Genomic DNA, 24691 nt, shown 5'->3' on the forward strand with positions numbered 1-24691 from the left:
ATTTGTTCCAGACCACCATACCACGGAAAGAAAGGATTTGTCAATCCGCACGGTAAATATCCATATATTCCAGCAGACATCCCCCGTCCTCAAAGGCCGGGAACAAAAATCCTCCTACCGGTTTCCCCGGCTCGTAATCGCCGGACACAGGGCAGACGGCGCAGATAAGATATTCAAAGATCTGCTCAGATTCTCCCAATCTTTCATGGTCCGCGGCCTTAGCCGGAATGTCATAGCAGTCATGAAAGAGGTAAATGGCATAGTCGTAAGGTAATTGGCACAGCTCTATGACACGCTCATAGAAAAGGTCCAGCAGAGCGTCGTTTTTCAGTCCGCAGTCCCGAATAGCCCAAAGAAGCTGCCATAATCCCTCTTTTCCCATTTCTTTCTCGGAAAATTTTTCTCTCTTTAGTTCTTCGTTGGTCTTTGCAAAAGGAATTGCCTTTGCAAGCGCCAGATTTTTCTCCTTGTCGCTTGGAGAAAGTTTCAAAAAATCTGTATTAAAAGTTCCGTCTATAAAGCCTTCGCTGTCAACATAACACCCGGCGATTCTGGTAATGGACGTGCGCTTTGGAGTCATGCGCCTGGTAAGCAAAAGCATGTCTTCTCGATTGATTTGCATAGTGTTTCTCCTGTTCTGTGTTTTATACATTTTAATATATCCCCTCAGTAAAAACAATCCTGAATTTTCTCACACTTGTAAAAGATTTTCCACAATGGTATGATAGATATAGAAAACGTAAGAAGAAAGGCTGGCAAATGAAAAACTGGAACGGAAAACCATACCACTCTTTTGATTCTATGCTAAAAGAACGCTTTCACGGCAAGGTATATAAGGCAGCCCTAAACGGCGGCATGACCTGCCCCAACCGGGACGGCACTCTGGGCAGCCGCGGCTGTATTTTCTGCAGTGCTGGCGGTTCCGGGGACTTTGCAGGGGACCGGAGAGATACCATTACCCAGCAGATAGAAAAGCAGACGAAAAGTATTCGGGCAAAGAGAAACGCAGACAGCTTTATCGCCTATTTTCAGGCATACACCAATACTTATGCCCCGGTGGAATACCTTCGGAGCGTCTATACAGAAGCCATTTCCCATCCAGACGTAGTGGCGCTCTCTATCGGAACGCGCCCGGATTGTCTGGGAGAAGATGTCCTGAACCTCTTAGAAGAACTGAACCGCATAAAACCTGTGTGGGTAGAGCTTGGACTGCAGACCATTCACGAGAAAACAGCCCGCTACATCCGGAGAGGCTACCCTTTATCCTGCTTTGATACAGCTGTAAAAAACTTAAGAGAACGAAACCTGGAAGTCATCGTACACACTATTTTAGGACTTCCCCATGAAACACAGAGCGATATCCTGGCTACCATGAACTATTTAAACCGCATGGACATCCAGGGAATTAAGCTGCAGCTTCTGCATGTGCTTAGGGGCACAGATTTGGCTGACGATTATCTGGCAGGGAAATTTCAGGTGTATTCCATGGAAGAGTATCTGGATTTGCTCATAGACTGTCTGGAACACCTCTCACCGGAAATTGTCATTCACCGGCTCACCGGAGACGGTCCCAAAGACCTGCTGCTGGCGCCTTTATGGAGCAGCGCAAAAAGGACTGTGCTGAACACCCTGCACCGGGAATGTAAAATCAGAAATTCCTATCAGGGAAAACAATATAAGGAGGATTAAAAAATGTCGGAACCTCTTACACTCTATAAACTGATTATTCTGTATATGCTGGAAAAGGTGGACTTTCCCCTGACCAATGCCCAGATTTCCGGCTTTGTGCTGGACAAAGGATACACCAATTATTTCCACTTACAGCAGGCTATTTCGGAACTCATTGACTCCAATCTCATAGAGGCGAAAACCATACGAAATTCCTCTTACTTCCAGATTACCGAGCAGGGAGAACAGACCCTCTCCTACTTCGGAGACCAGATTTCCGATGGTATCAAGGCCGATATTTCTGCTTTCTTTCAGGAAAACATTATACAGATGCGGGAAGAACTGTCTGCCATTGCCGATTATTACAAGGGCGAAGAAGGGGGCTGGCAGGTACGCTGCCGTTTGAAAAAAAGAGACTTCCCAATGGTAGACTTAACCATTGCCGTCCCCACGGAAGAAGCCGCTTCTGCCGTATGTCTCAACTGGAAAGAGAAAAGCCAGGATATCTACGAAAATCTCATAGAGCTTCTGCTGTAACCGTAAAAACAGAGACTGCCCCATGAAGTGCATACCAAGAATCTTTATCCATTCCTGCTTGCAATTTCATGGGGCAGCCTCGTTTTACTGGGGCAGTCCCTCCAACAACAGCTTCGTGTAGGAAGATTTCGGATGAGCAAATAAGTCTTCCGTATCCTGCTGTTCTTCTATTTTTCCGTCCTTCATGACCATCACCCGGTCACACATCTGATAAATCACGTTCAAATCATGGGATATAAACAGAATGGACAGCCCCATTTCCTCCTGCAGATGCACCATAAGTTCCATAATCTGCTTCTGTATTGTCACATCAAGAGCAGATACCGGCTCGTCTGCAATGATAAATTTTGCTCCCTGTATCAGCGCGGCAGCAATACTCACCCGCTGCCTCTGTCCTCCGCTTAACTCCCGTGGATAGCGCCTAAGCTGCTCTGTTGTAAGCCCTACCTTTTCTCCCATGGCAAGCACCTTCTGCTTCCGCCGTTCCTTTGGTATTTTCTGCATACGAAGAGGCTCTTCTAAAATCCATTCCACCCTTTTACTGGGATTCAGAGAAGAAAAAGGGTCCTGAAAAATCATCTGGGGACGTTCTGTATGATGTACAATCTCTCCCTCGTCTGTCTTTACAAATCCCAAAATTGCCTTAGACAGTGTGGATTTCCCACATCCGCTCTCTCCTACCAGTCCCAGAATTTCGTTTTCCCGTACTTCAAAGCTGATGTCCTTTAACACTTCTTTCCGGCTTTTTCCTTCCTTATAAGAAACAGACACCTGTTTGACTTCCAGTACCTTTTTCATTGTGTTTCACCGCCTTTTCTTCTTCGCAGAGATTCTCCCCGTGTGGGAACAGCGGCCAGCAGCTTTTTCGTATATTCCTGCTGAGGTTTTTGAAAAATCTCTTCCACAGTTCCCATTTCTACAATTTTTCCCTGATTCATGACAATCACCCGGTCACAGAGCCGCCGTATCACACCCAAATCATGGGATATAAACAAAATTCCTGTGTGATGTTTTTCATTGATTTTCTTTAGCAGTTTCAAAATCTGGCTCTGTATGGTCACATCCAATGCCGTAGTGGGTTCGTCTGCAATGAGAAGTTTGGGTTCTGTCACCAGGGCTGCTGCAATCATAATTCTCTGTCTCATTCCTCCGGAAAGCTGATGGGGATAACGGTTGTAAATATTCTCCACTTCGGCTAATTCTACCTCTCGCAGCATGTCCAGGGCTCGTTTTTTACATTCCTCTTTTGTATAGGAAGTATGCAGCCTGAGGCCCTCTTCCACCTGCTGCCCCACAGGCAGTACAGGATTTAAAGACGTCATGGGCTCCTGGAAAATCATGCTGATATCTTTTCCCCGGACAGCTTCCAGTTCCTTTTGAGAAAACTCTGCCAGATTTTTCCCCTCAAAGAGAATTTCGCCCGCAGAAATTTCCTCATGCTTTTTCAGCAGTCCCAGAACCGACAGGGCGGTCTGGGTTTTCCCGGAACCGGATTCTCCTACAATGCCCAGTATTTCTCCCTCCTTCATGGCAAAAGAAACATCTTTTACCACCTCCAGAGGGGGCTGTGTATCGTAAAATTTCAGCTGCAGATGTCTGATTTCCAACAAGCTCATATTATTTCCCGCCTTTCTTTAAAAGTCCATCACTTAAAAGAGAAAATCCAAGAGCCAGCAGCAAAATACAAAGCCCCGGAAAAATGGCGCACCATGGAGCGCTCATAAGATACGTCTGGGATTCTGACAACATTCTTCCAAGAGAGGCATCCGGAGGCTGTACACCGATTCCCAGATAACTCATACCCGCTTCTGCCAGCACCGCATTGTTAAAACCAATGGCAGCCATGGAAAGCACGGAAGGCAGTGTATTTGGAAAAATGTGCACAAACATAATCCGCAGATGAGAAACCCCCATAAGACGGGCGCTTTTCACATAATCCATTTCCTTCTGAGCCAGAAATTCACCTCTGGTAATTCTGGCAAAGCTGGGAATAAAGACAACAGAAAGTGCCAGTATCACATTGTATTTACCCGGTCCCAAAACTCCGATGAACACCAGAGCCAGCAGAATATGGGGAAAGGAAAAAACCACGTCGTTAAACCGCATGAGCACTTCATCTACCCAGCCGCCGAAATACCCGGTAAAAGCTCCCACCAGAATTCCGATTCCGCCGCCCAACACGACTGTGGACACTGCCACAAAAAAAGTTGTTCCTGTTCCTTTCATCACCCGGCTTAATATATCCCTTCCGAAGTGGTCGCACCCAAACAGGTGCTCTGTACCGGGAGCTGCAAACTTGGCCGCCCCATTCATGGCGTCCGGGTCGTAAGGCGTATAAAAAAGTCCCGCCAAAAGAAACAGCAGCATAAAAAGGGCAATGAAAATCCCCAGAATCAAATTGTAATTTTTCTGTTTTTTCTTCATCTTTCCACCCCTTACTCCCGGATTCTGATACGCGGGTCAATCCTGCTGTACAGCAAATCCACAATAAAGTTAATCACAACCACCAAAGCCGCAATCAGTACAATAATGCCCAGTACTACCGGATAGTCCCGGTTGGAAATGGAGGAAATCAGCAAACTTCCCATTCCCGGAATCGTGAAAACCTGCTCGATAATCATACTGTTTGCAATGATATCCGCAATGGTCATGCCCCAGAAGGTCAGCACCGGAATCAGGGCATTTTTTAAAACATGATGATACATCACTCTGTTTTTCGTATTTCCTCTGGCCAGAGCTGTCCGCACATAGTCCGCTTCCATCTGAGAAATGACAGAACTTCGCAGCATTTTCACACCCATGGCACACCTGGGCAGGGCTATGGCCACGCAGGGAGCTATGAGATACCCCAGAAACCCTGCAAAATCTTCCGAAGCCGCCACATAAGCCCCGGGTGTAAACCACTTCAACACCAGTCCGAAGACATAGGTGATAACAATTCCCAGCAAAAATCCCGGCACCGACATGGCCACCTGATTCAAAACCATCAGTATCCTGTCCAGCCAGCCGCCCTCGTGCTGTGCCGTAAAAATTCCCAAAGGCACAGACAGCGCCAGAATCATGAGAAACGCCATCAGAGTAATGGTTATAGTCACCGGAATTTTTTCCTTCAGCATCTGGTCCACGGGCATGGAATAGCTGTAGGACTCTCCCATGTCTCCTGTCACAAAATTTTTCAGCCAGATACCATACTGCACCACTATGGGTTTATCCAGCCCCATTTCCTTTTGCAGGGCCTCTACCTGTTCCTCTGTGGCTTCTGTCCCCAGCTTTGACCTTGCCGCGTCTCCCGGAATTACAGAGAAAGCAAAAAAAGACAAGAATGAGACAATCAACAACGTTATAATGAGAGTTCCTGTTTTTTTAATCACATATTTCATATTCTGTCTTTCTCCTTTTCTCCTGTTCTTTCTAATTCTTATTTGATTTTATAAATTTTTGCCATATCCAGCACATACAGCGGATAGAATACATAGCCGCCGTAGTCCTTTCGCAGTACCACTTCTGACGCCATGTCCTGAATATAGACATTGGCTGCATCATCGCTTAACAGTGTCTCCATTTTCTTATACAGCTCTATTTGTTCCTGCTCATTGGTACTCTTCTTCACCTGCTCATACAGCTTGTCGTACTCCGGATTACTGTAATTGATAAAATTGGTTCCTGCCTGTGAGGTAAAACGCTCTAAAAGAGCTCTGCCGCTTAAATAAGCTGCGTCAATTCCCACAACCGTAGACTGGAATTTTCGGTCTGCATACACATCACTGAGCCAGCTGTCCCATTCTATCAGCTGAATCTGCGCGTCAATGCCCACCTGCTTTAACTGCTCTGCCAGCACCTGAGCCGTGTCAATATGCTGCTGATAGTTGTTTGGTACTGTAATGGTCATCTCAAATCCGTCGGGATAACCCGCCTCTTTTAAAAGCTGCTTTGCCTTCTCAATATCCTGCGGATATTTATCTGCCAATTCCGGCATATAGTACTTTTCAAAAGCAGGAAACATACTGCTGCCGATAATGGTTCCTTTGCCGTCTGCCATCATGTCCAGCACTTCCTGACGGTTGACTGCATAGCACAGAGCCTGACGCACCTTCACATCATCAAAGGGTTTTTCCTTATTGTTCAAATACAGCGCCTGAATCAGGTTCATGCCTCCCTCATAAATGGTCAAATCTTCATCCTCTGCAAGCTGAGCCGACTGAGTGGAATTGATTCTGGGATACATATCTATGGAACCGCTCTTTAATCCAGTTACAATGGCATTGCTGTCTCCGGCAATTTTAAAGGTTACCTTGTCCAGATAAGCCTGGTGCTCGCTGTCCCAGTAATCTGTAAATTTCTCTATTACAATATTTTCCTGAGGAGAGCGTGATACATACCGGAACGGACCTGTTCCCACCGGATTTTTGTCCAAATCCGCTGCATGTTGCGGAACAATCGCCACTGTCAGATAAGCCAAAAATTCTGTATCCGGCTCTTTTAATGTAATGGCAACCGTCTGTGCATCCGGTATTTCTACCTTCTCCACATTAGAAAACGCCGCTACCAGCGGAGTTGTTCCCTCACTGATACCGGCGCAGCGTTCAATCGAATATTTTACATCTTCTGCGGTCACTGTAGTTCCGTCGTGAAATTTCACATTCTGTCTCAAAGCAAAGGTATACACCTTTCCGTCTTCTGAAATTTCATGGGACTGCGCAACTGCGTCTGTGTAATTTCCCTGTTCATCAGGTTTTACCAAACCTTCATAAATGTTGAATAGGACTTCTTTCGTTCCTGCCGCTACCGATTTGTGTGGGTCAAGACTATCCTCCAAATCCTGAGGAATCCCTACTACTATAGAACCGCCCATAGTCGGTTCTCCCTGTGTTTCCTGAGAACTGCTGTCTTTTTGAGATTCTTTGTTCCCATCCTTTTCGTCCTGGCAGCCGCCAAGTACAATAGTAAGGGTCATCACCAAAAGCAACATGAGTATTCTTTTTACTTTTTTCATGACTATCTCCTTTTTACATATCAGTTCTCTCATTATGTAATTGTCAAGGTTATTTTATACATGGTAAGGGGAAAATGCAAGTATCTTTTGGGGTACACAGAGAATTTGCTTCTATTCTATTCCTATTCATTTCCTATATTTATTGCATTCTGTAAAGACTTTTCTGCCAGACAAGCTGTTTCAAATTGGGAGAACAATAAGCAAAATGTTAAAAGTCCGCAAATGCTGGGACATCCCAGTATTTACGGACTTTTGCACAAACTTCTATTTCATCATTTTTTTCAGTTCATCCATAAAGGTGTCAATATCCTTAAACTCCCTGTACACAGACGCAAAGCGAACATAAGCCACCGCATCCAATTCTTTGAGTTTGTCCATAACAATTTCCCCAATCAGTGTGCTTGGAACTTCTTTTTCCTCTTTGTTGAAAATCTCTGTCTCAATTTCGTCCATAAGATTTTCAATGGTTTTGACGGAAATGGGTCTCTTATAGCAGGCCCGCATAATGCCGTCCTGTATTTTCATACGGTCATACTGCTCTCTGCTCTGGTCTTTCTTGATAACCGTAAGCGGAATGGTTTCAATCTTTTCATAAGTAGTGAAACGCTTTCCACATTCATCACACTGACGCCGTCTGCGGATGGAATTATTATCCGGCACAGGCCTGGAATCAATGACTCTTGTATTCTCCTGATTGCAAAACGGACACTTCATAACAAAGCCCTCCTGTCTTTTGTATATCCCCGGCAGTGACTAAGCAAGAAGTGCATCTGCCAGCGTTTCCATATTCTGAACATCTGCTTCCTTCATAACAGATTTCACCGAAACAACCGGCTCACAGATTTCCATATCCTTCATCTCTTCCAAATAAGCTCTCATCAGTTTACCAGCCATAGGCGCCCAGGAACCGTTTTCCACGATTCCCACTTTTCTCTTTCTGTAAGTTTTCACCTTCAGATGGTACAGGAAATCTTCCATGGCAGGGAAAAGTGCACCGTCATAAGTCGGTGCCATAACCACCAGCTTGTCATAACGGAATGCGCAGGAAACAGCTTCTGACATATCATCTCTTGATAAATCAAACAGTCTTACTGCCTTTTCCCCCTTATCGGTCAGGATTTCAGCCATTTTTTCTGCTGCCTTTGCCGTATTTCCGTGAATAGAAGCATACGCAATGACAACACCGTCTTCTTCCGGTTCATAGCTGCTCCAAGTCAGATATTTGTCAATATAAAATCCCAGATTTTCTTTTAAAATCGGTCCGTGCAGCGGGCAGATAGTCTGAATATCCAAAGTTGCCGCTTTCTTTAATAAGTTCTGTACCTGCACACCGTATTTTCCTACAATATTGATAAAATATCTTCTGGCTTCGTCTGTCCAGTCCTCTTCTTCGTCCAATGCGCCAAACTTTCCAAAGCCGTCTGCAGAGAAAAGAATCTTTTCGGACTGCTCATATTCCACCATAACTTCCGGCCAGTGTACCATAGGCGCCATAAAGAACTGCAGGGTATGGCTTCCCAGACTTAACGTATCGCCTTCTTTTACCACTACTTTTCTCTCAGAAAAATCAAAATCAAAGAACTGCGGCAGCATAGAGAAAATTTTTGCATTTCCTACCAGCTTCATTTCCGGATACTTTTCTGCCAGACGCTGAATGTTGGAAGCGTGATCCGGCTCCAGGTGGGAAATCACAAGATAGTCCACACTGCGTCCGTCCAAAGCCTTGTCCAGATTCTCCAGCCACGGGTCTGTAGCTCTTTTATCTACGGTATCCATAACTGCTACTTTTTCATCTAAAATTACATAAGAGTTATAAGAAACTCCTTTCGGAACCTTATACTGGCTTTCAAATAAATCAATGGTCTTGTCGTTTACGCCAATAAATACAACTGAATCAGAAATTTTCATATCATACATGGGTTTGAATTCCTCCTTGGCTATAATATATCCGTATCATATCTATTATATATGGGAAATCAAAATTTTTCTACCGCTTTTCTTGTTTTTTTTGCCATTCACCCTTTAAAATATCCATAAAAAGCATATCGTGATACATTCCATTGATATAATAAGCCTCCCGCAGTCTTCCGCAGTGGGAAAATCCTGCTTTTTCGTAACACTTTATGGCCCGGGTATTAAAGCTGTACACCCGAAGAGACAGACTGTGTAAATTCAGCACATCAAACGCATATTCCTGCAAAAGTTCCAGTACTTCACGTCCGTATCCTTTTCCGCGGCTCTCCTCTTCTCCCAGAAACAGCCCAATCTCCGCACATCTTCTCCTCCAGTTGATATTCTGAATCCCACAGTTTCCCAAAAGCCGGTTGGAACTCTGCTCTACAATAGCAAACTGATACTGGTCTCTCTCCTGGGAAATCCAGGCCCGCTCCCCTTCCAGCGTCATCATAAGGTCTGTATTGCCTACATTGTCTGTCACATCACGCCGGTTCAGCCACTCGGTATACTGTTCTGCATCATCTGCATTCATGGGGGATAAATATACTTTTTCACCTGCTATTTTTCTGTAGTATCGCATAGTCCACTCCTCCTCTTTCCTTAAATTGTTACTATATTACAAAACTTCTCTTAAAATGTCAATACAATTCTTCCTCTTCTTGACGCAGTAAAAGAAACCCTCTACAATAGACTTACAACATTGCAGGAGGTTTGAACATGAATACTTATACAGATATCATTCTGAAACACTTAAAAGCTCTGCTGTCCATTGACAGCCCTACGGGATACACCAGAGAAGTCACCGATTATCTCATAAAGGAATACCAGGCTTTGGGATACCAGCCTCAGAAAACCGTTAAAGGCGGCGTTTTGGTAGACCTTGGGGGCAGGGACGCCGAAAATGCCGTTTTTCTGGAAGCCCATGTAGATACCCTTGGCGCCATGGTTCGTGAAATTAAAGCAAACGGCCGTCTGTCTCTTACCCCGCTTGGCGGTATGAATGCCAACAATGCGGAGGCGGAAAACTGCCGTATTATCACCCGTTCCGGAAAGGTTTATGAAGGCACCTGTCAGCTCTGCGATGCCTCGGTCCATGTAAACGGAAAATACGACGAGACAGGACGAACCTTTGATACCGTAGAAGTGCTGCCGGACGAAAAGGTAACTACCAAAGAAGATACCCAGGCCCTTGGAATCATGACCGGCGACATTGTAGCCTTTGACCCCCGGACAACCATTACCAACAGCGGCTACATCAAAAGCCGTTTCCTGGACGATAAACTCAGTGCAGCGATTTTGCTTGGCTATGCTGCTTATCTGAAAGAAGAGAACATTGTCACAGAACGGAAACTCTATCAGCACTTCACGGTTTACGAAGAGGTCGGCCATGGCGGCGCCGCTTCTATTCCCCAAGGTGTCACAGAAGTGCTTTCCGTGGATATGGGCTGTGTAGGTGAAGGACTGGAATGTAAAGAATATCAGGTTTCTATCTGCGCCAAGGACAGCGGCGGCCCTTATACTTATGACTTAGTCAGCAGTCTCATAGAAGCCGCCAGAAAAGAAAATCTGGATTTCGCCGTTGACGTCTATCCCCACTACGGTTCTGACGCCGAAGCTGCTCTGCGGGCCGGATATGACGTCCGCCACGGACTCATCGGCGCCGGTGTTTACGCTTCCCACGGTTATGAGAGAAGCCACATCGACGGTGTAAAAAACACCTTTTTACTGTTAAAAGCCTATTTGGGATAGATACGTTTTAAAATTTATAAATAAAGTTTCCACTTTTTTTATAAAACAGACATATTTTACTAACATTTTCTCCTTATAATAGGTTTTGGATAGTTGATAAACCACTCACTATCTCCCCCCTCAAGTTGAAAAAGCCCGGTACTTCGGTATCGGGTTTTTTCTATTGCTTTTCCAGCGGGGAATGGATATAATCTTTCTATAAGTTTTTATTTGAAAGAAAGAGGGACCAGATTATGACCAGAAAAAAAGTAGTGGTCGCTTTAGGCCACAGAGCACTGGGTACCACCCTTCCGGAACAGAAGGAAGCGGTAAAAGCATCAGCAAAGGTTCTTGCAGACCTGGTAGAAGCCGGTGCGGATATTGTAATTACTCACAGCAATGCACCCCAAATCGGTATGATACATACAGCTATGAATGAATTTGGCAAGGTACATCCGGCTTATACGGCAGTGCCTATGTCCGTATGTTCTGCTATGAGCCAGGGCTACATTGGATATGACATTCAGAATGCCCTCAGGGCTGAACTGCTCAGAAGAGGTATCTACAAACCAGTGAGCACCATTTTGACCCAGGTAACCGTAGACCCTTACGATGATGCCTTCCACGAACCGATAAAAGTCATCGGAAGAACTCTGACAAAAGAAGAAGCGGAAAACGAAGAAAAGAAAGGCAACTATGTCACCAAGACAGAAAATGGCTACCGGCGTATTGTGGCAGCACCCCTGCCGGAAAAAATCATTGAAATAGATGCCATTAAGGCTCTGTCTGACGCAGGTCAGATTGTCATTGCTGCCGGCGGCGGCGGTATTCCTGTATTAGAGCAGGACGAAGAATTGACTGGAGCCAGCGCAGTCATTGAAAAAGACCTTATCAGCGGCAAACTTGCCTGCCTTTTGGACGCGGACGAGCTTCTGATTCTCACCAGTGTGGAAAATGCCTCTGTCAACTATCATTCTGAGACAGAAAAGCAGCTGGGCAGAGTTTCTGTCAGCGAACTGAAGGCTTACATGGAGGAAGGACACTTTGAAGACAACACCATGCTTCCTAAAATTCAGGCTTCCATCGAATTTGTAGAAGGAAAACCGGGACGCACAGCTGTCATTACCTCTATTGGAAAAGCAAAAGAAGGATATCTTGAAAAAACAGGCACTGTTATTACAGCATAAAAAGAAGCCTGCGGCATAAAGCTTAGGAGCTGCCGCAGGCTTTTCTGTTCTTTCCAAAAATTCTGTTAATTGTCTTCTGGGGAATTTCAAACACCAGAATAATGCCCAGCACCATGGCAATGGCAATTCCCAATGTCTCTCTTCCATAGTGCAGACTCAATTCCCGATTGTCCAGCATACTGTAATAAATAGTTCTGTAAATACCGATTCCCGGCACCTCAGGAAAAATTCCTGCAATGAGAAACAGAGTTACCGGACATTTCTTTACTGTGCTTCCGATTCTGGAAGCCAGGGTAATAAAAACTGTTGCTGCAAAATTGGCCTCCACGGCTCCTGTATGAAAAATATTTATCATCCCCCAGCAGATAAACCAGCCTGCACCGCCAATGAAGACGCACAGGGGATAATGCTCTCTCGGCACGGAAAACAAAACGGAAAACGCCATGGTTCCGAAGCCTGCGGCCAAAAACTGCAAAAGCCCTTCCCATATCATAAGATAATTCCTCCCGTCAAGCGATAGTATAAAATATACATCAGACCCACGCCCAGAGAAATTCCCAGAGCCACCATAAGGGCATCCAAAAAACGCACTCCGCCGCCAATATAGTTTCCTTCCGCAAAATCCCGGACTGCATTGACCAAAGAGACGCCGGGAACCAGAGGCATGACAGAGCCTACCAGAATTTTTCCAGGCGCATTTCCGAGTCCCAGGCGGTAAAAAAGCACTGCAAAAAGAGAAACACAAAAACCGCCAATACAGTTCACCACGATTTTTGAAGTTTTTTTCTCCCTTTTGTCTATAAGGGCCAGAATTGCATATAAAAGTACACCGGACAGAAAAGCGGCAAACATATCCGTAAATTTTCCTCCCAACAGGTAACAGAAGCTGCCGGAACCCAGCCCTGCCGAAAGAATCCGCACCAACGGGCGTTTTCCCGGCATATTTTTAATAATCTCCAGACGTTCTTCCGCCTCTTCTAAGGTATACTTTCCTTCCACAATTTCTCTGGAAAGCTGATTCACAGCCGCCACCCGATAGAGTTTGGCACCCTGAATGGGGATATGCTTTACGCTGGCATAAATCTCCCCCTCTTCATTCTCTGCCGTGAGAAAAATTCCCGTGCTCATAACAAAAGGGCTGCACTTCTCTATGCCAAAGGCCCTGGAAATTCTTTCAATCGTCTCTTCCACACGAAAAATCTCCGCACCTGCGTCCAGAAGAATACGACCTGCCTCCATGGACAGGTCTAATACTTTTTTATCATAACTTTTCATACAGATACCTCTGCTTCTGTACCGGATTTCCCGTATTACAGCTATTTAAAAATAGTAAAATACAGCATTACCACAACGCCCAGCACAATACGATACCAGCCGAATACACGGAAGTCATGTTTCTTAATATATCCCATCAGGAATTTGATAGCCAGAATGGAAACCACAAAAGATACCAGGGTTCCCACCCCTAAAATAATCAGTTCCTGAGCAGAAAAAGCCAGACCGAACTTCACAATCTTTAAAAGACTTGCCCCAAACATTACAGGGATGGCTAGGAAAAAGGTGTATTCTGCCGCCACGGTACGGGAAGCGCCCAAAAGGATTCCGCCGATAATCGTTGCACCGGAACGGGAGGTGCCCGGTATCAGGGCCAGTACCTGGAAGATACCGATATACAGCGCCATCTTCCAGGAAATATCCGCAATGGAATCTACCTTTACCGTTCTTTTTTCATTGTAGTCTTCCACCAGAAGGAACAGTACACCATACACCATCAGCATAACAGCCACAACAAACCAGTTGTTGAACTTTTCTTCAATAAAATCATCAAAAGGCAGTCCTATGATAATGGCAGGAAGACAGGAAACCAGAATTTTAAACCACATAACCATTTTGTCTATCTTGGTAAAACGGCATACAAAACCTGCTGCTTTCTCAATCTTGGTTACATTTTCATGTTTCGGCTTTTTATTCTGGAAGGGCCATATCTTATTCCAATACAGCACAACCACCGCCATAATGGCGCCAAGCTGAATGACCACCATAAACATTTCCCAGAAAGCCTTGCTGACGTCCAGCTTTACAAACTCTTCCACCAGAATCAGATGTCCCGTGCTGCTGATTGGCAGCCACTCGGTGATACCTTCTACGATTCCCAGGAAGATAACCTTTAATAATTCGATAAAATCCATGCCCTGCTCCTTTAAATTTCGGCAATATCAATGAGTTCCAGTTTCTCAATGTCTGTATTTTCCAGACTGGTTACAAGAGCCTCTGCCGTATCCAGAGCTGTCAAAACGTTGACTCCCGTTTCAATGGCATTTCTGCGGATAATAAATCCGTCTTTTGCTTTCTCCACACCCTGAGACGGTGTATCAATGACTAAGTCAATCTTATGTCCCAGAATCAAATCCATCAGGTTTGGAGAAGGCTGTTCAATTTTATTGGTTCGGATAGCTTTTACGCCGTTGTCATTTAACACTCTTGCCGTGCTGCGTGTAGCGTAAATCTTATACCCCAGCGCTTCAAAACGTCTGGCAATCGGAATAATATCTCCCTTATCCTCATCCCTTACTGTAATAATCATGTTTTTATGCTTCGGAAGGTGGATACCGGCACCTAAGAAGGCTTTATACAGAGCTTCATTAAAGCTTTCGGAAATACCCAGACACTCTCCTGTAGACTTCATTTCCGGTCCCAGGCTGATGTCTGCGCCCCGGATTTTCTCAAAGGAGAATACCGGCATTTTCACTGCATAGTGTCTGGCCTCCGGCTGTAAGCCCGGTGTATATCCCAAATCTTTCAGCTTATGTCCCAGAATTACCTTTGCTGCAAGAGGTACAATGGGAATACCCGTTACCTTGCTGATATAAGGCACAGTACGGCTGGACCTTGGATTTACCTCGATGACATAAACTTCCTCTTTGCACACAATAAACTGAATGTTAATCATCCCCAGCACATGAAGGGATTTGGCCAGTCTTCTGGTATATTCTTCAATGGTTTTCTTTGCGGTGTCGCTGATAGTACGGGCCGGATATACGGAAATACTGTCTCCGGAATGGATACCTGCCCGCTCAATGTGCTCCATAATACCGGGAATCAAAATATCCTCGCCATCGCATACTGCGTCTACTTCGATTTCTTTTCCCTGGAGATATTTGTCAACCAGGATAGGGTGTTCCTGTGCAATGCGGTTGATAATACCGATGTACTCCTCCACGTCCTTGTCATGAATGGCAATCTGCATCCCCTGTCCGCCCAGTACATAAGAAGGACGCACCAGTACCGGATATCCCAGTTCGTTGGCTGCCTTTTTCGCTTCTTCGGCTGTATATACGGTATGACCCTTTGGTCTTGGAATATGACACTCTTCCAAAATAGCGTCAAACAATTCTCTGTCCTCTGCCGCGTCTACGTTTTCTGCAGAGGTTCCCAGAATCTTCACACCCATTTTAATCAGGGCTTCTGTCAGCTTAATGGCTGTCTGTCCGCCAAACTGCACCACTGCACCGTCCGGTTTCTCAATATTCACCACATTTTCCACGTCTTCCGGTGTCAATGGCTCGAAATACAGCTTGTCTGCAATATCAAAGTCTGTACTTACGGTTTCCGGGTTATTGTTGATGATAATGGTCTCGTAGCCTTCCTTGGCAAAGGCCCAGGTACAGTGTACGGAACAGAAGTCAAACTCAATACCCTGACCGATACGGATAGGACCGGAACCCAGAATCAGAACTTTCTTCTTCTCTGTCTTTCCGTCTGCTTCGTTTTCCCCACCGTATACGGAATAATAATACGGCGTCACTGCTGCAAATTCTGCTGCACAGGTATCTACCATTTTGTATACGGCTGTGATATCCCATTTTTTACGCAGTTCTTTGATTTCTTCCTCTGTTTTCCCGGTAAGCTTTGCAATGACGTTGTCCGGGAATTCCATACGTTTTGCTTCTCTTAATAAGTCTTCGCTTAATTCCTCTTTCTTTAATGCCTGCTCCATTTCCACGAGAATGGCAATTTTATCAATAAACCAGATGTCAATCTTCGTCACTGCATGAATATCCTGGTAAGAAATGCCCCGGCGCACAGCCTCTGCAATTCTCCAGATACGCATATCGTCTACAATATGAAGCTGTTCTCTCAATTCCTCTTCTGTAAGTCCTGTAAAATCATAGGACATAAGGCTGTCTACATGCTGCTCCAAAGAACGGATTGCTTTCATCAAAGCGCCCTCAAAGTTATTGCAGATACTCATAACCTCTCCGGTAGCCTTCATCTGGGTGGTCAGTGTTCTCTTAGCGCTGATGAATTTATCGAAAGGCAGTCTCGGAATCTTTACCACACAGTAGTCCAGCATAGGTTCAAAGCTGGCATACGTCTTTCCTGTTACTGCATTTTTGATTTCGTCTAAAGTGTAACCCAGAGCAATCTTAGCCGCTACCTTGGCAATAGGGTAGCCTGTGGCCTTGGAAGCCAGGGCAGAAGAACGGGATACACGGGGATTTACCTCGATAACACAGTATTCAAAACTGTCTGGATTTAAGGCATACTGCACGTTACATCCACCGGTAATGCCCAGTTCTGTAATAATATTAAGCGCAGAGGTTCTAAGCATCTGGTATTCCTTATCCCCCAGTGTCTGGGAAGGAGCCACAACAATACTGTCGCCTGTGTGCACGCCTACCGGGTCCAGGTTTTCCATGTTGCATACGGTAATACAGTTTCCTGCGCCATCGCGCATAACTTCGTACTCGATTTCTTTCCAGCCTGCAATGCAGCGCTCCACCAGAACTTCTCCTACACGGGAAAGTCTGAGACCGTTTTCCAGAATCTCTACCAGCTCTTCTTCGTTGTTGGCAATACCGCCGCCGCTTCCTCCAAGCGTGTAAGCCGGACGCAACACCACCGGATAGCCGATTTTATTGCTGAAGGCAATACCGTCTTCCACGTTTCTTACCACTAAAGAAGCAGCGATTGGCTCACCGATTTTCTCCATGGTATCTTTAAATTCCTGACGGTCTTCTGCTTTCTTAATGGTTTCTGAGGTTGTTCCAATAAGGCGCACGTTATGTTCTTTCAGAAATCCGCGCTCTTCCAGTTCCATAGCCAGATTCAGACCTGCCTGTCCGCCCAGTGTAGGCAGAACGCTGTCCGGTTTTTCCTTGAGAATCAGCTGTTCTACTACTTCTACAGTCAAAGGTTCAATGTAGACCTTATCTGCAATGTCCTTATCTGTCATAATGGTTGCCGGGTTGGAGTTTAACAGTACAACTTCAACCCCCTCTTCTTTCAGAGAACGGCAGGCCTGTGTACCTGCATAGTCAAATTCTGCCGCCTGTCCAATGACAATAGGGCCTGAGCCCAGCATCAATACTTTTTTAATTTCCGGGTTCTTTGGCATTATCGGTTCACCTCCATCATTTTTAAGAATCTGTCAAACAAATAACCGGAGTCCTGTGGTCCCGGGCATGCTTCCGGATGAAACTGCACAGTGAATATATTTTTTCCGGTGTATTTCAGTCCTTCATTTGTCTTATCGTTGACATTTTCAAAGGCCGGAACTGCAATGTCCGGATTTAAGGTTTCTGTATCCACTACATAACCATGATTCTGGGAAGAAATATAAACTCTTCCGGTTTCCAAATCTTTTACCGGGTGATTGCCGCCTCTGTGTCCATATTTCATTTTCTTTGTATCCGCTCCTGTAGCCAGGGCCATCAGCTGGTGTCCCAGACAGATAGCAAAAATCGGCACCTCTGACGCATACAGTTTCTTTACCTCTTCTATAATAGAAGTACATTCCTTCGGATCCCCGGGACCATTTGACAGCATAATGCCGTCCGGATTGGAATTTAAAATGGTTTCTGCTGAAGTAAAGGCAGGATAAACCGTTACCTGACAGCCTCTTTCATTTAAAGACTGGGCAATGTTGTCCTTTGCACCAAAGTCCAGCAAAGCCACTTTTTTGCCGCTGCCCTCCAGTACATGGGATTCTGTGCAGGTTACCTTTTCCACAACCTTTCCTGTAGTATACGCTTTCAGGCGTGGAAGGATTTCTTCTAAATTATAGGCCGCATTTGTGGTAATCATACCGTTCATAGTTCCCTTTTCTCTCAGAATTCTGGTCAGGGCTCTGGTATCCACACCTGCGATTCCCGGTATATCATATTTCTTTAAAAAGTTCTGAATGGTATCTTCACTTCTGAAATTACTTGGAATACGGGATAACTCCCTTACAATGTAGCCGTCCGGCCAAGGTCTTAAAGATTCCTGGTCTTCATGGCAAATGCCATAATTTCCAATCAAAGGATACGTCATGCAGACTGCCTGTCCGGCATAAGAAGGGTCTGTCAAAACCTCCAGATAACCTGTCATAGAAGTATTAAAGACAATCTCACTGATGACTTCCTTTGTAGAGCCAATGCTGGTTCCTTCAAAGACGGTACCGTCTTCCAGTATCAAAAATGCTTTCATTCTCTCACCTGTCTTCCTTTCTGATGGCATAAAGCCTTAAAATTCCCCAAATTGTAAAAAGTGTATCACAACACCTGATAATTTTCAACCTTTTCTTGTTTGAAAATCCCCGAAAATATCTTTGAAAAATTTTTTTAATTTTTTTTAAATTTAGTGTTGACATTTCAGAAGTATTCGTGTATTATATGTCTTGTGCTTGAGAGAGCACAGAACAACATAAAGAAATGCAGGAGTGGCGGAATTGGCAGACGCGCAGGCTTCAGGTGCCTGTGGTAGCAATATCGTGTGGGTTCAAGTCCCATCTCCTGCATCTTTTTTTGTCTTCAGGCGAAAAAATACAGGCCTTTGGCTTAACAAAAAAATATCTGCGGCATAAAAATCAGATTTACGCCGCAGATATTTTTTATTTTCTGTTTTATTTCATTTCTATCTGAGCAGGCTCCTGTCCTCTCAGCAAAATTTTCGGACCGCCTGTGTGGGTGATGTAATCTTTTGTAATAATCACTTCCCCGATGTTATCGTCTTTGGGAATCTCATACATAATATCCAGCATGTATTCCTCCAGAATCGCCCGCAGCGCTCTGGCCCCTGTATGTTTCTCCATGGCCATATCTGCAATGGCTTCCAACGCACCGTCTTCAAACTCCAGTTTCACCTCATCCAGAGCCAGCAGCTTCTGATACTGCTTTAAAATGGCATTTTTCGGCTCTTTAAGGATTTCCACCAGCATATCTCTGTCCAGGCCGCTTAAAGTAAAGATAATCGGCATACGGCCCAGAAATTCAGGTATCATGCCAAACTTTTTCAAATCGTCTACGGTTACCTTTTCAAGAATCTTATTGTCATGGTCGTATTTATCCTTCAAATCCGCCTGAAAACCAATGGAAGCCGTCTTATTCAGACGTTCCTTGATGATTTCTTCCAAATCCGGAAACGCACCGCCGCAGATAAAGAGAATGTTTTTCGTATTTACCGTAGCCAAAGGCACCATGGCATTTTTGCTGTTGGCTCCCACCGGAACTTCTACCTCGCTGCCCTCCAGGAGTTTCAGCATTCCCTGCTGCACCGCTTCTCCGCTGACATCACGCTGATTGGTATTTTTCTTCTTGGCAATCTTATCAATCTCATCAATAAAAATAATACCGTGCTCTGCTCTCTCCACATCATTGTCTGCCGCAGCCAGAAGTTTGCTGACCACACTCTCAATATCATCGCCAATATAACCTGCTTCCGTAAGGGAAGTAGCATCTGTAATGGCCAGAGGCACATCCAAAAGTCTGGCCAGAGTTTTTACCATATACGTTTTACCGCTTCCAGTTGGTCCAATCATCAGCATATTGGATTTTTCGATTTCCACATCATCCGTAATATCCGCAAAGACACGTTTGTAATGATTGTAAACGCCTACAGACATGACTTTTTTGGCATATTCCTGTCCGATGACATATTCGTCCAGACTCGCTTTGATTCTGTGAGGCGCCGGAATGCTCTTGATATCAAAGACCTTTTGTGCTGTTTTTTCTTTTGGCTGCTCCTGTTTTTTCTTTACCTTTTGTCTCTGTGGAATCTGATTCTGCAGGGAATTCAAATCAATCATGCTGATGTTGGGCATATTTTTCATCAGTTCCTCATAATTGATATTGGTATTGTTCATGGTATCGAAACTTCTCTGCATACAATCTGTGCAGATATGGATATTGTTCGGCAGGTCAATCATTTTCCCAGCTTTGCTCTCCGGTCTTCTGCACATAAAACATACTTTTTCAAATTGGTCCTTCTGCTCCTTTTCCTTTGGAGTATCAGAACCTGTAGTTGTATCTAAATATTCTTTATCATCTGACATATCTGTTACCGCCTTTTCTGTTTTTCCGCTGTATCATCCGTTTGTGGGTATCTTATCACAAATCAGAGACGCTCACAAGTAAACTTTTTATAAACGGTTTTGAGTTTCAAAAAAGAAACCCAAAATATGGCAGTTCCTCCATTTTTAAGAGAAACTGCCATACATTTTTATAAACATATTATCAATTATTGCCTGTTCTACCGTTATTATCCGTGCTGGCCTGTGCGTCCTTCTTTGCTCCCAGTGTCACTGTAATGGTCTGGTCTTTGTACTCTCCGCCGTCTGCTCTGGAGATTTCAAATTCAATCTTTTCGCCAGCTTCGTAATATTCTAACTGGCTTACCAGATTGTCGTACGTTTCCACACTTGTTCCGTCAATTTTACGGATAATGTCACCAGCTTTTAATCCCGCCTCTTCAGCAGGGCCATTTTCTACAACGCTGTCTACAAAAACACCAACCGGCATGTTGTACATTTCAGAAGCCTCTGAAGTTACGTTTTTACATGTAATTCCCAGATAAGCTGCCTTGTTTTCATCTTCTACTTTTTCTCTTGTCTTTTTGCTCATCAGGTTATCCAGAATCGGTTCTGCCTTAGAAATTGGAATGGCAAATCCCATACCTTCTACTTCATCAGACGCAATCTTGGCTGAATTGATACCAATGAGTTCGCCTTTCATATTCAGCAGAGCGCCGCCGCTGTTACCAGGATTAATAGCTGCGTCTGTCTGAATAAAAGTACTATTGGCATTTTCAGAGCTTACCTTTTTATTCAGTGCGCTTACATAACCACTGGTTACAGACTGACCGTATCCTAAAGCATTACCAATAGCTACTACCTGTTCTCCTACCGTCAGAGAATCGGAATCCCCTAAAGTTGCCACTTTAATCTGGCTTAATACGTCTTCCGGGATATCGGAAAGTTTCACGGAAATAACAGCAAGGTCATTGTCTGAATCCGTACCTTTAATCTGTGCCGCTACGGCTGTACCATTTTCCAGTTCTGTGCTGCTGTCACTACTCTGGCTGTTACTCTCTGCACTGGTATTTTCCAAATCTTTTGCTGTCACTGCATTACCATCCTGGTCTGTAAAACATACGGTTAGATTATTGGCGTCTTTTACCACATGATTGTTTGTAGCAATCAGAAGTTCTGTATCATTCTGTCCTACGATAATGCCGGAACCGCTGCTCTGACCTTCATACTGCTGTGTGCCGAATCCGAAGTAATTTGGAATTTCCTGTACACTGACCCCAGTAATGGACACAATAGATGGCATTACATTTTTTGCCACCTCTGCTACGCTTTCGCCGCCCTGTGAAGTGCTGACACCTTTTGCAGTGGCCGAACTGCTCTGCGTAGTTGCCGTATTTTCAATTTTTGTAGTTTCTCCCGGAAACATTTTATCTCCAATATAGTTTACAGCCTGGAAAGTGCTGCCTGCCACAATTCCAAAAACTGCTGCTGCCGCAACCAACAGACCGAATTTTTTGCCCATTGCCATTGGTTTTTTCTGCTGTCTTTTACTCTTTGGCGCTGGAGGTACAGGACTGAAATGATAGGAACTGTAAGGCCCTTTCTGCGTTCCCGTATGCTGTGTACCTGTACTGTCTGTCCGGGTATTTTCATCTTCTGGGTTGCCGGATTCTGTCTGACTGTCTCCTGATGTTCCATAACTCTTATCGGTATACGGTGTGCTGTTGTTCTCTGCAGACGTTTTTTCTTTCTCTTCTTTGTTTTCTGCATCTCTTTTATAGGAGTATGCATAGTAGGGATTTTCTGCTGTAGGTGCTTTTCCCGGCTCCATGCCGGCTTCTGTGGAATTTTCCTTTTTTTCTTCCTGCACAGCTGTTGTCTCCTGTTCTTTTTCAGGGTCACTTCCCTGAGTATTTATATTAGTATTGTATTCTTCACTCATAATTACAACTCCCTTTCCTGTGTTTCACTTTTCTTTTTCCTTTTTACAAGACTAAGTCTACCAACCAATTGTGTTCAAATTGTGATAAAAAAGAAAAGAAACCGTGAAAAACCACTGTTTTTATCTATTTTCCCAGTAAGCCGGATTCATGGTCAGCCGATGTACCCAGGACAGCGGCAGATGTTTGTAGTTTCTTCCTGCTTTGTATCCCAGATACTTAAATCCGCTGCTGAGCAGCAAATCCGGTATCAGCCATGGTTTTCCCTGTTTTATAAGATAAGCTGCTGTACTCTTTACCAGACGAATCCCCTCGCTTTCTGAAGATATGGCGGCGAAAATTTCCGGATGGTCCTCCTGGGACACTGCCAAATCAAAGTTACGCCGAAGCTGCTGCATATACCCATAGTTATGAGAGTGCACAACTCTGGCTTCTGCAGCATAAGCCACCCCGTAGCCTGCCTGTATCATCTGCGCTGCCATAATCATATCTTCGTTAAAAATCGTTCTGGTAACAAATCCTCCCATTTCTTCGTAGACACCTCTGCGGTAAGCCGCACACACATTGGAGCAGAAATAGGTCTTGATCCCCAGTTCCGGAATATCTTTTTTGGTCTTTATCCGGCTTGTATCCGGATAGTTAAAGCTTCTGGTGTACCGCTCAATGATTTTACAGTCTTCTGCGGGAAGCTGCCTGGCATAAGCAGCTCCTACCTGTGGATTGTGAAAGGGCTTCAATAGATTTTCCAGCAGTTTTTCATCAGCAGGCACTGCATCCTGGGTAAAGTAAACCAAAATTTCAGTATCTGCAAGCTTTGCGCCTTCTCCTCTCGTTTTTCCGTGGTCAAACGCTGCACGGGAAAGATGATGTACCTCCCAGTTGTCCAGACCTTCCATAAAACTGTTTTTCCAGTACCTCTCCTCCGTATTCATAATGAGAATATGATCTGCCTTGCAGGTTTGTCTTTTCAGCATGTTCATCAGCTGAAAAAATTTTCCGTCCGGCTTATAGGTTGGCACAATCACCGTTACTGTCATTTTTCTGAATCTCCTTTCTCATAGAACAGCAAAGGCCGCCGCATTAAGTCCTATTCTCTTAATGCAACAGCCCTTTCTTCCAAATATTATTCATCGCCTACATCGTAACTGCCGTCATCGCTGTATCCGTCATCTTCGGAATAAGTCTGGGAGTTATTTGTATCGCCCTCTCCACTGTCTGCCTGCCCGGAAGAATCCGTATCTTCTTTTATAAGATACTGCCATTCCTTTGTCACCGAAGCATTTCCAAATCCTGTCTTCTCTGCCACAAACTCACTTCTTATCTTAATTGTATCAGAAGGTTCGTAGGATTCTGATGCAAACAGGAAGTCGTGCAGATATCTTACATTGACCTCCAGGGTAGTGGGAATCAGACAATCCAGCCCGGTTACCGGCTTCGTCACCTCTTCTCCCATAACATAGCTTACCGGAAATCCTGTGGTTTCTCCAAATTTATAAGCCAGAAGACTCGTTCCCAGCTTTATCAGTTCAGATTTGGAAAAGTTTGTCTGAATCAAAGGGAAGACTTCATCCAAAATTTTCGTAAGTGTAGTCAGGCTGGACTTCTTTACTTTCTCCGTCATCATGGATAACACTTTTCTCTGCCTTTCCGTACGGCCCATATCCATAGACGCTGTCTGACGAATACGGCAGTAAGCAGTTACCTGTACACCATTCAAATGATATGTGCCGCAGATTTCCGCCTGATTTTCCGGTATTTCTTCCGGTAACGGAATCGGCTCGTAGTCCATACCCGTCTGCTCTGAGGTTTCCACACAGTGATTGTTGGTGTGGATGATTTCTTCATAGCTTAAAGGAATATCCAGACCGCCCAGACAGTCAACCACTGTTGCCATAGCTTTAAAGTCCACTGCCACATAGTTCTCAATATCCAAGTCCAGATTGGTATTCATCATGGAAATCGCTTTCTCCGGTCCGCCGATATTAAAGGCTGCATTGCATTTATTATAAATTCCATTGCCTTCTGAATCTTCGTCTACCCGAAGGTAGGTGTCACGGTACAAAGACACCAGACGAACCTCCTTGGTCTTGTTGTTGATACTGGCAATCATTTCCGTATCACTGTTTCCGTATCCGCCGTCTGTATCCCTTTTGTCAATACCGAAAAGTGCAATATTGGTATAATTTTCAAGAACCTCATTTCCTGCTATGTTTTCGTTCATCTGCACCTGAATGTCTTCTCCGTCTTCGTCGTTCAGGTTGAGTTTATCCATTTTCTTATTAATCTGTGCATACACAAACAAAGCACCGACCAGCAGTACCAGTACCAGTATTTCCACTCCAAACAGAATCTTGCGCCCTATGTGTCTGTTCTTTTTTTTCATTTTAGACAT

The 24691-nt window shown here is 44.6% G+C and carries 22 protein-coding genes and 1 tRNA gene; 5 read left to right on the top strand and 18 right to left on the bottom strand.

Translation table 11 applies throughout. The features are described 5' to 3' along the window. Positions 1-40: 40 nt before the first annotated feature. Positions 41-622: a DUF4317 family protein gene (locus tag G5A70_RS02890; RefSeq protein ID WP_173747831.1), complete on the bottom strand. Its 582-nt coding sequence runs from the start codon at positions 620-622 to the stop codon at positions 41-43. A 137-nt stretch (positions 623-759) separates the two neighbouring features. On the opposite strand from G5A70_RS02890, the gene G5A70_RS02895 reads away from it, so the two are divergent. After that, complete coding sequence (locus tag G5A70_RS02895; RefSeq protein WP_173747834.1) at positions 760-1689, top strand: TIGR01212 family radical SAM protein; 930 nt, start codon at positions 760-762, stop codon at positions 1687-1689. A 3-nt stretch (positions 1690-1692) separates the two neighbouring features. Further along, on the top strand, positions 1693-2205 hold the full coding sequence (locus G5A70_RS02900) for a DUF4364 family protein (protein ID WP_173747836.1): 513 nt from the start codon (positions 1693-1695) through the stop codon (positions 2203-2205). Positions 2206-2289: 84 nt separating this feature from the next. Here G5A70_RS02900 and G5A70_RS02905 read toward each other — a convergent pair whose 3' ends face one another. The 8 genes from G5A70_RS02905 to G5A70_RS02940 all read right to left on the bottom strand — a co-directional run bounded on the left by G5A70_RS02905 (position 2290) and on the right by G5A70_RS02940 (position 9734). Further along, positions 2290-3003: an ABC transporter ATP-binding protein gene (locus tag G5A70_RS02905; protein WP_173747838.1), complete on the bottom strand. Its 714-nt coding sequence runs from the start codon at positions 3001-3003 to the stop codon at positions 2290-2292. After that, a complete protein-coding gene (locus G5A70_RS02910; protein WP_173747840.1) occupies positions 3000-3821 on the bottom strand; it encodes an ABC transporter ATP-binding protein in 822 nt (273 codons plus the stop codon). Before G5A70_RS02910 ends, G5A70_RS02905 begins: the two co-directional genes overlap by 4 nt. A 1-nt stretch (position 3822) precedes the next feature. Further along, positions 3823-4629 (bottom strand): ABC transporter permease, encoded by an 807-nt coding sequence (locus tag G5A70_RS02915; RefSeq protein ID WP_173747842.1) that lies wholly within the window; start codon positions 4627-4629, stop codon positions 3823-3825. Between the two features lie 11 nt (positions 4630-4640). Continuing rightward, positions 4641-5585, bottom strand: coding sequence for an ABC transporter permease (locus G5A70_RS02920; RefSeq protein ID WP_173747844.1), 945 nt, complete (start codon positions 5583-5585; stop codon positions 4641-4643). Between the two features lie 38 nt (positions 5586-5623). Next, positions 5624-7198, bottom strand: a complete 1575-nt coding sequence (locus G5A70_RS02925) for an ABC transporter substrate-binding protein (RefSeq protein ID WP_173747846.1) — start codon at positions 7196-7198, stop codon at positions 5624-5626. Positions 7199-7462: 264 nt separating this feature from the next. Beyond that, complete coding sequence (gene nrdR, locus G5A70_RS02930; RefSeq protein WP_173747848.1) at positions 7463-7912, bottom strand: transcriptional regulator NrdR; 450 nt, start codon at positions 7910-7912, stop codon at positions 7463-7465. A 39-nt stretch (positions 7913-7951) separates the two neighbouring features. Continuing rightward, complete coding sequence (locus G5A70_RS02935; RefSeq protein ID WP_173747850.1) at positions 7952-9115, bottom strand: FprA family A-type flavoprotein; 1164 nt, start codon at positions 9113-9115, stop codon at positions 7952-7954. 70 nt (positions 9116-9185) lie between these two features. Next, positions 9186-9734, bottom strand: coding sequence for a GNAT family N-acetyltransferase (locus G5A70_RS02940; RefSeq protein WP_173747852.1), 549 nt, complete (start codon positions 9732-9734; stop codon positions 9186-9188). Positions 9735-9871: 137 nt separating this feature from the next. Between G5A70_RS02940 and G5A70_RS02945 the strand changes: the two genes are divergently transcribed. Both G5A70_RS02945 and arcC read left to right on the top strand, forming a co-directional pair. Next, positions 9872-10903, top strand: a complete 1032-nt coding sequence (locus tag G5A70_RS02945) for a M42 family metallopeptidase (RefSeq protein ID WP_173747855.1) — start codon at positions 9872-9874, stop codon at positions 10901-10903. Between the two features lie 233 nt (positions 10904-11136). Further along, positions 11137-12069 carry a carbamate kinase gene (gene arcC / locus G5A70_RS02950; RefSeq protein ID WP_173747857.1) on the top strand — a complete coding sequence of 311 codons (933 nt, stop codon included), beginning with the start codon at positions 11137-11139 and terminating at the stop codon, positions 12067-12069. A gap of 22 nt (positions 12070-12091) precedes the next feature. Here arcC and G5A70_RS02955 read toward each other — a convergent pair whose 3' ends face one another. Genes G5A70_RS02955 through G5A70_RS02975 form a run of 5 tightly spaced genes read right to left on the bottom strand, consistent with a single transcriptional unit; the run spans position 12092 to position 18540 of the window. Then, on the bottom strand, positions 12092-12562 hold the full coding sequence (locus tag G5A70_RS02955) for a threonine/serine exporter family protein (protein WP_173747859.1): 471 nt from the start codon (positions 12560-12562) through the stop codon (positions 12092-12094). After that, the gene (locus G5A70_RS02960) at positions 12559-13344 is read right to left on the bottom strand and encodes a threonine/serine exporter family protein (protein WP_173747861.1); all 786 of its coding nucleotides are present in this window, start codon (positions 13342-13344) and stop codon (positions 12559-12561) included. The genes G5A70_RS02955 and G5A70_RS02960 overlap by 4 nt, the downstream gene beginning before the upstream one ends. A 41-nt stretch (positions 13345-13385) precedes the next feature. Beyond that, positions 13386-14258, bottom strand: a complete 873-nt coding sequence (locus G5A70_RS02965) for an undecaprenyl-diphosphate phosphatase (RefSeq protein ID WP_173747863.1) — start codon at positions 14256-14258, stop codon at positions 13386-13388. Positions 14259-14269: 11 nt separating this feature from the next. After that, positions 14270-17467, bottom strand: a complete 3198-nt coding sequence (carB, locus tag G5A70_RS02970) for a carbamoyl-phosphate synthase large subunit (protein WP_173747865.1) — start codon at positions 17465-17467, stop codon at positions 14270-14272. After that, positions 17467-18540, bottom strand: a complete 1074-nt coding sequence (locus tag G5A70_RS02975; RefSeq protein WP_173747867.1) for a carbamoyl phosphate synthase small subunit — start codon at positions 18538-18540, stop codon at positions 17467-17469. Before G5A70_RS02975 ends, carB begins: the two co-directional genes overlap by 1 nt. Before the next feature lie 226 nt (positions 18541-18766). Between G5A70_RS02975 and G5A70_RS02980 the strand changes: the two genes are divergently transcribed. Next, positions 18767-18850, top strand: a tRNA-Leu gene (locus G5A70_RS02980). 105 nt (positions 18851-18955) lie between these two features. Here G5A70_RS02980 and clpX read toward each other — a convergent pair. The 4 genes from clpX to G5A70_RS03000 all read right to left on the bottom strand — a co-directional run bounded on the left by clpX (position 18956) and on the right by G5A70_RS03000 (position 24691). Further along, positions 18956-20383, bottom strand: a complete 1428-nt coding sequence (gene clpX / locus G5A70_RS02985; protein ID WP_173747869.1) for an ATP-dependent Clp protease ATP-binding subunit ClpX — start codon at positions 20381-20383, stop codon at positions 18956-18958. A gap of 181 nt (positions 20384-20564) precedes the next feature. Further along, complete coding sequence (locus tag G5A70_RS02990; protein WP_173747871.1) at positions 20565-22301, bottom strand: S1C family serine protease; 1737 nt, start codon at positions 22299-22301, stop codon at positions 20565-20567. A 120-nt stretch (positions 22302-22421) separates the two neighbouring features. Continuing rightward, positions 22422-23336: a glycosyltransferase gene (locus G5A70_RS02995; RefSeq protein ID WP_173747873.1), complete on the bottom strand. Its 915-nt coding sequence runs from the start codon at positions 23334-23336 to the stop codon at positions 22422-22424. An 86-nt stretch (positions 23337-23422) separates the two neighbouring features. After that, positions 23423-24691: an LCP family protein gene (locus tag G5A70_RS03000; RefSeq protein WP_173747875.1), complete on the bottom strand. Its 1269-nt coding sequence runs from the start codon at positions 24689-24691 to the stop codon at positions 23423-23425.

The sequence above is a fragment of the Blautia hansenii genome (assembly GCF_013304445.1).
Lineage (GTDB): Bacteria > Bacillota > Clostridia > Lachnospirales > Lachnospiraceae > Blautia.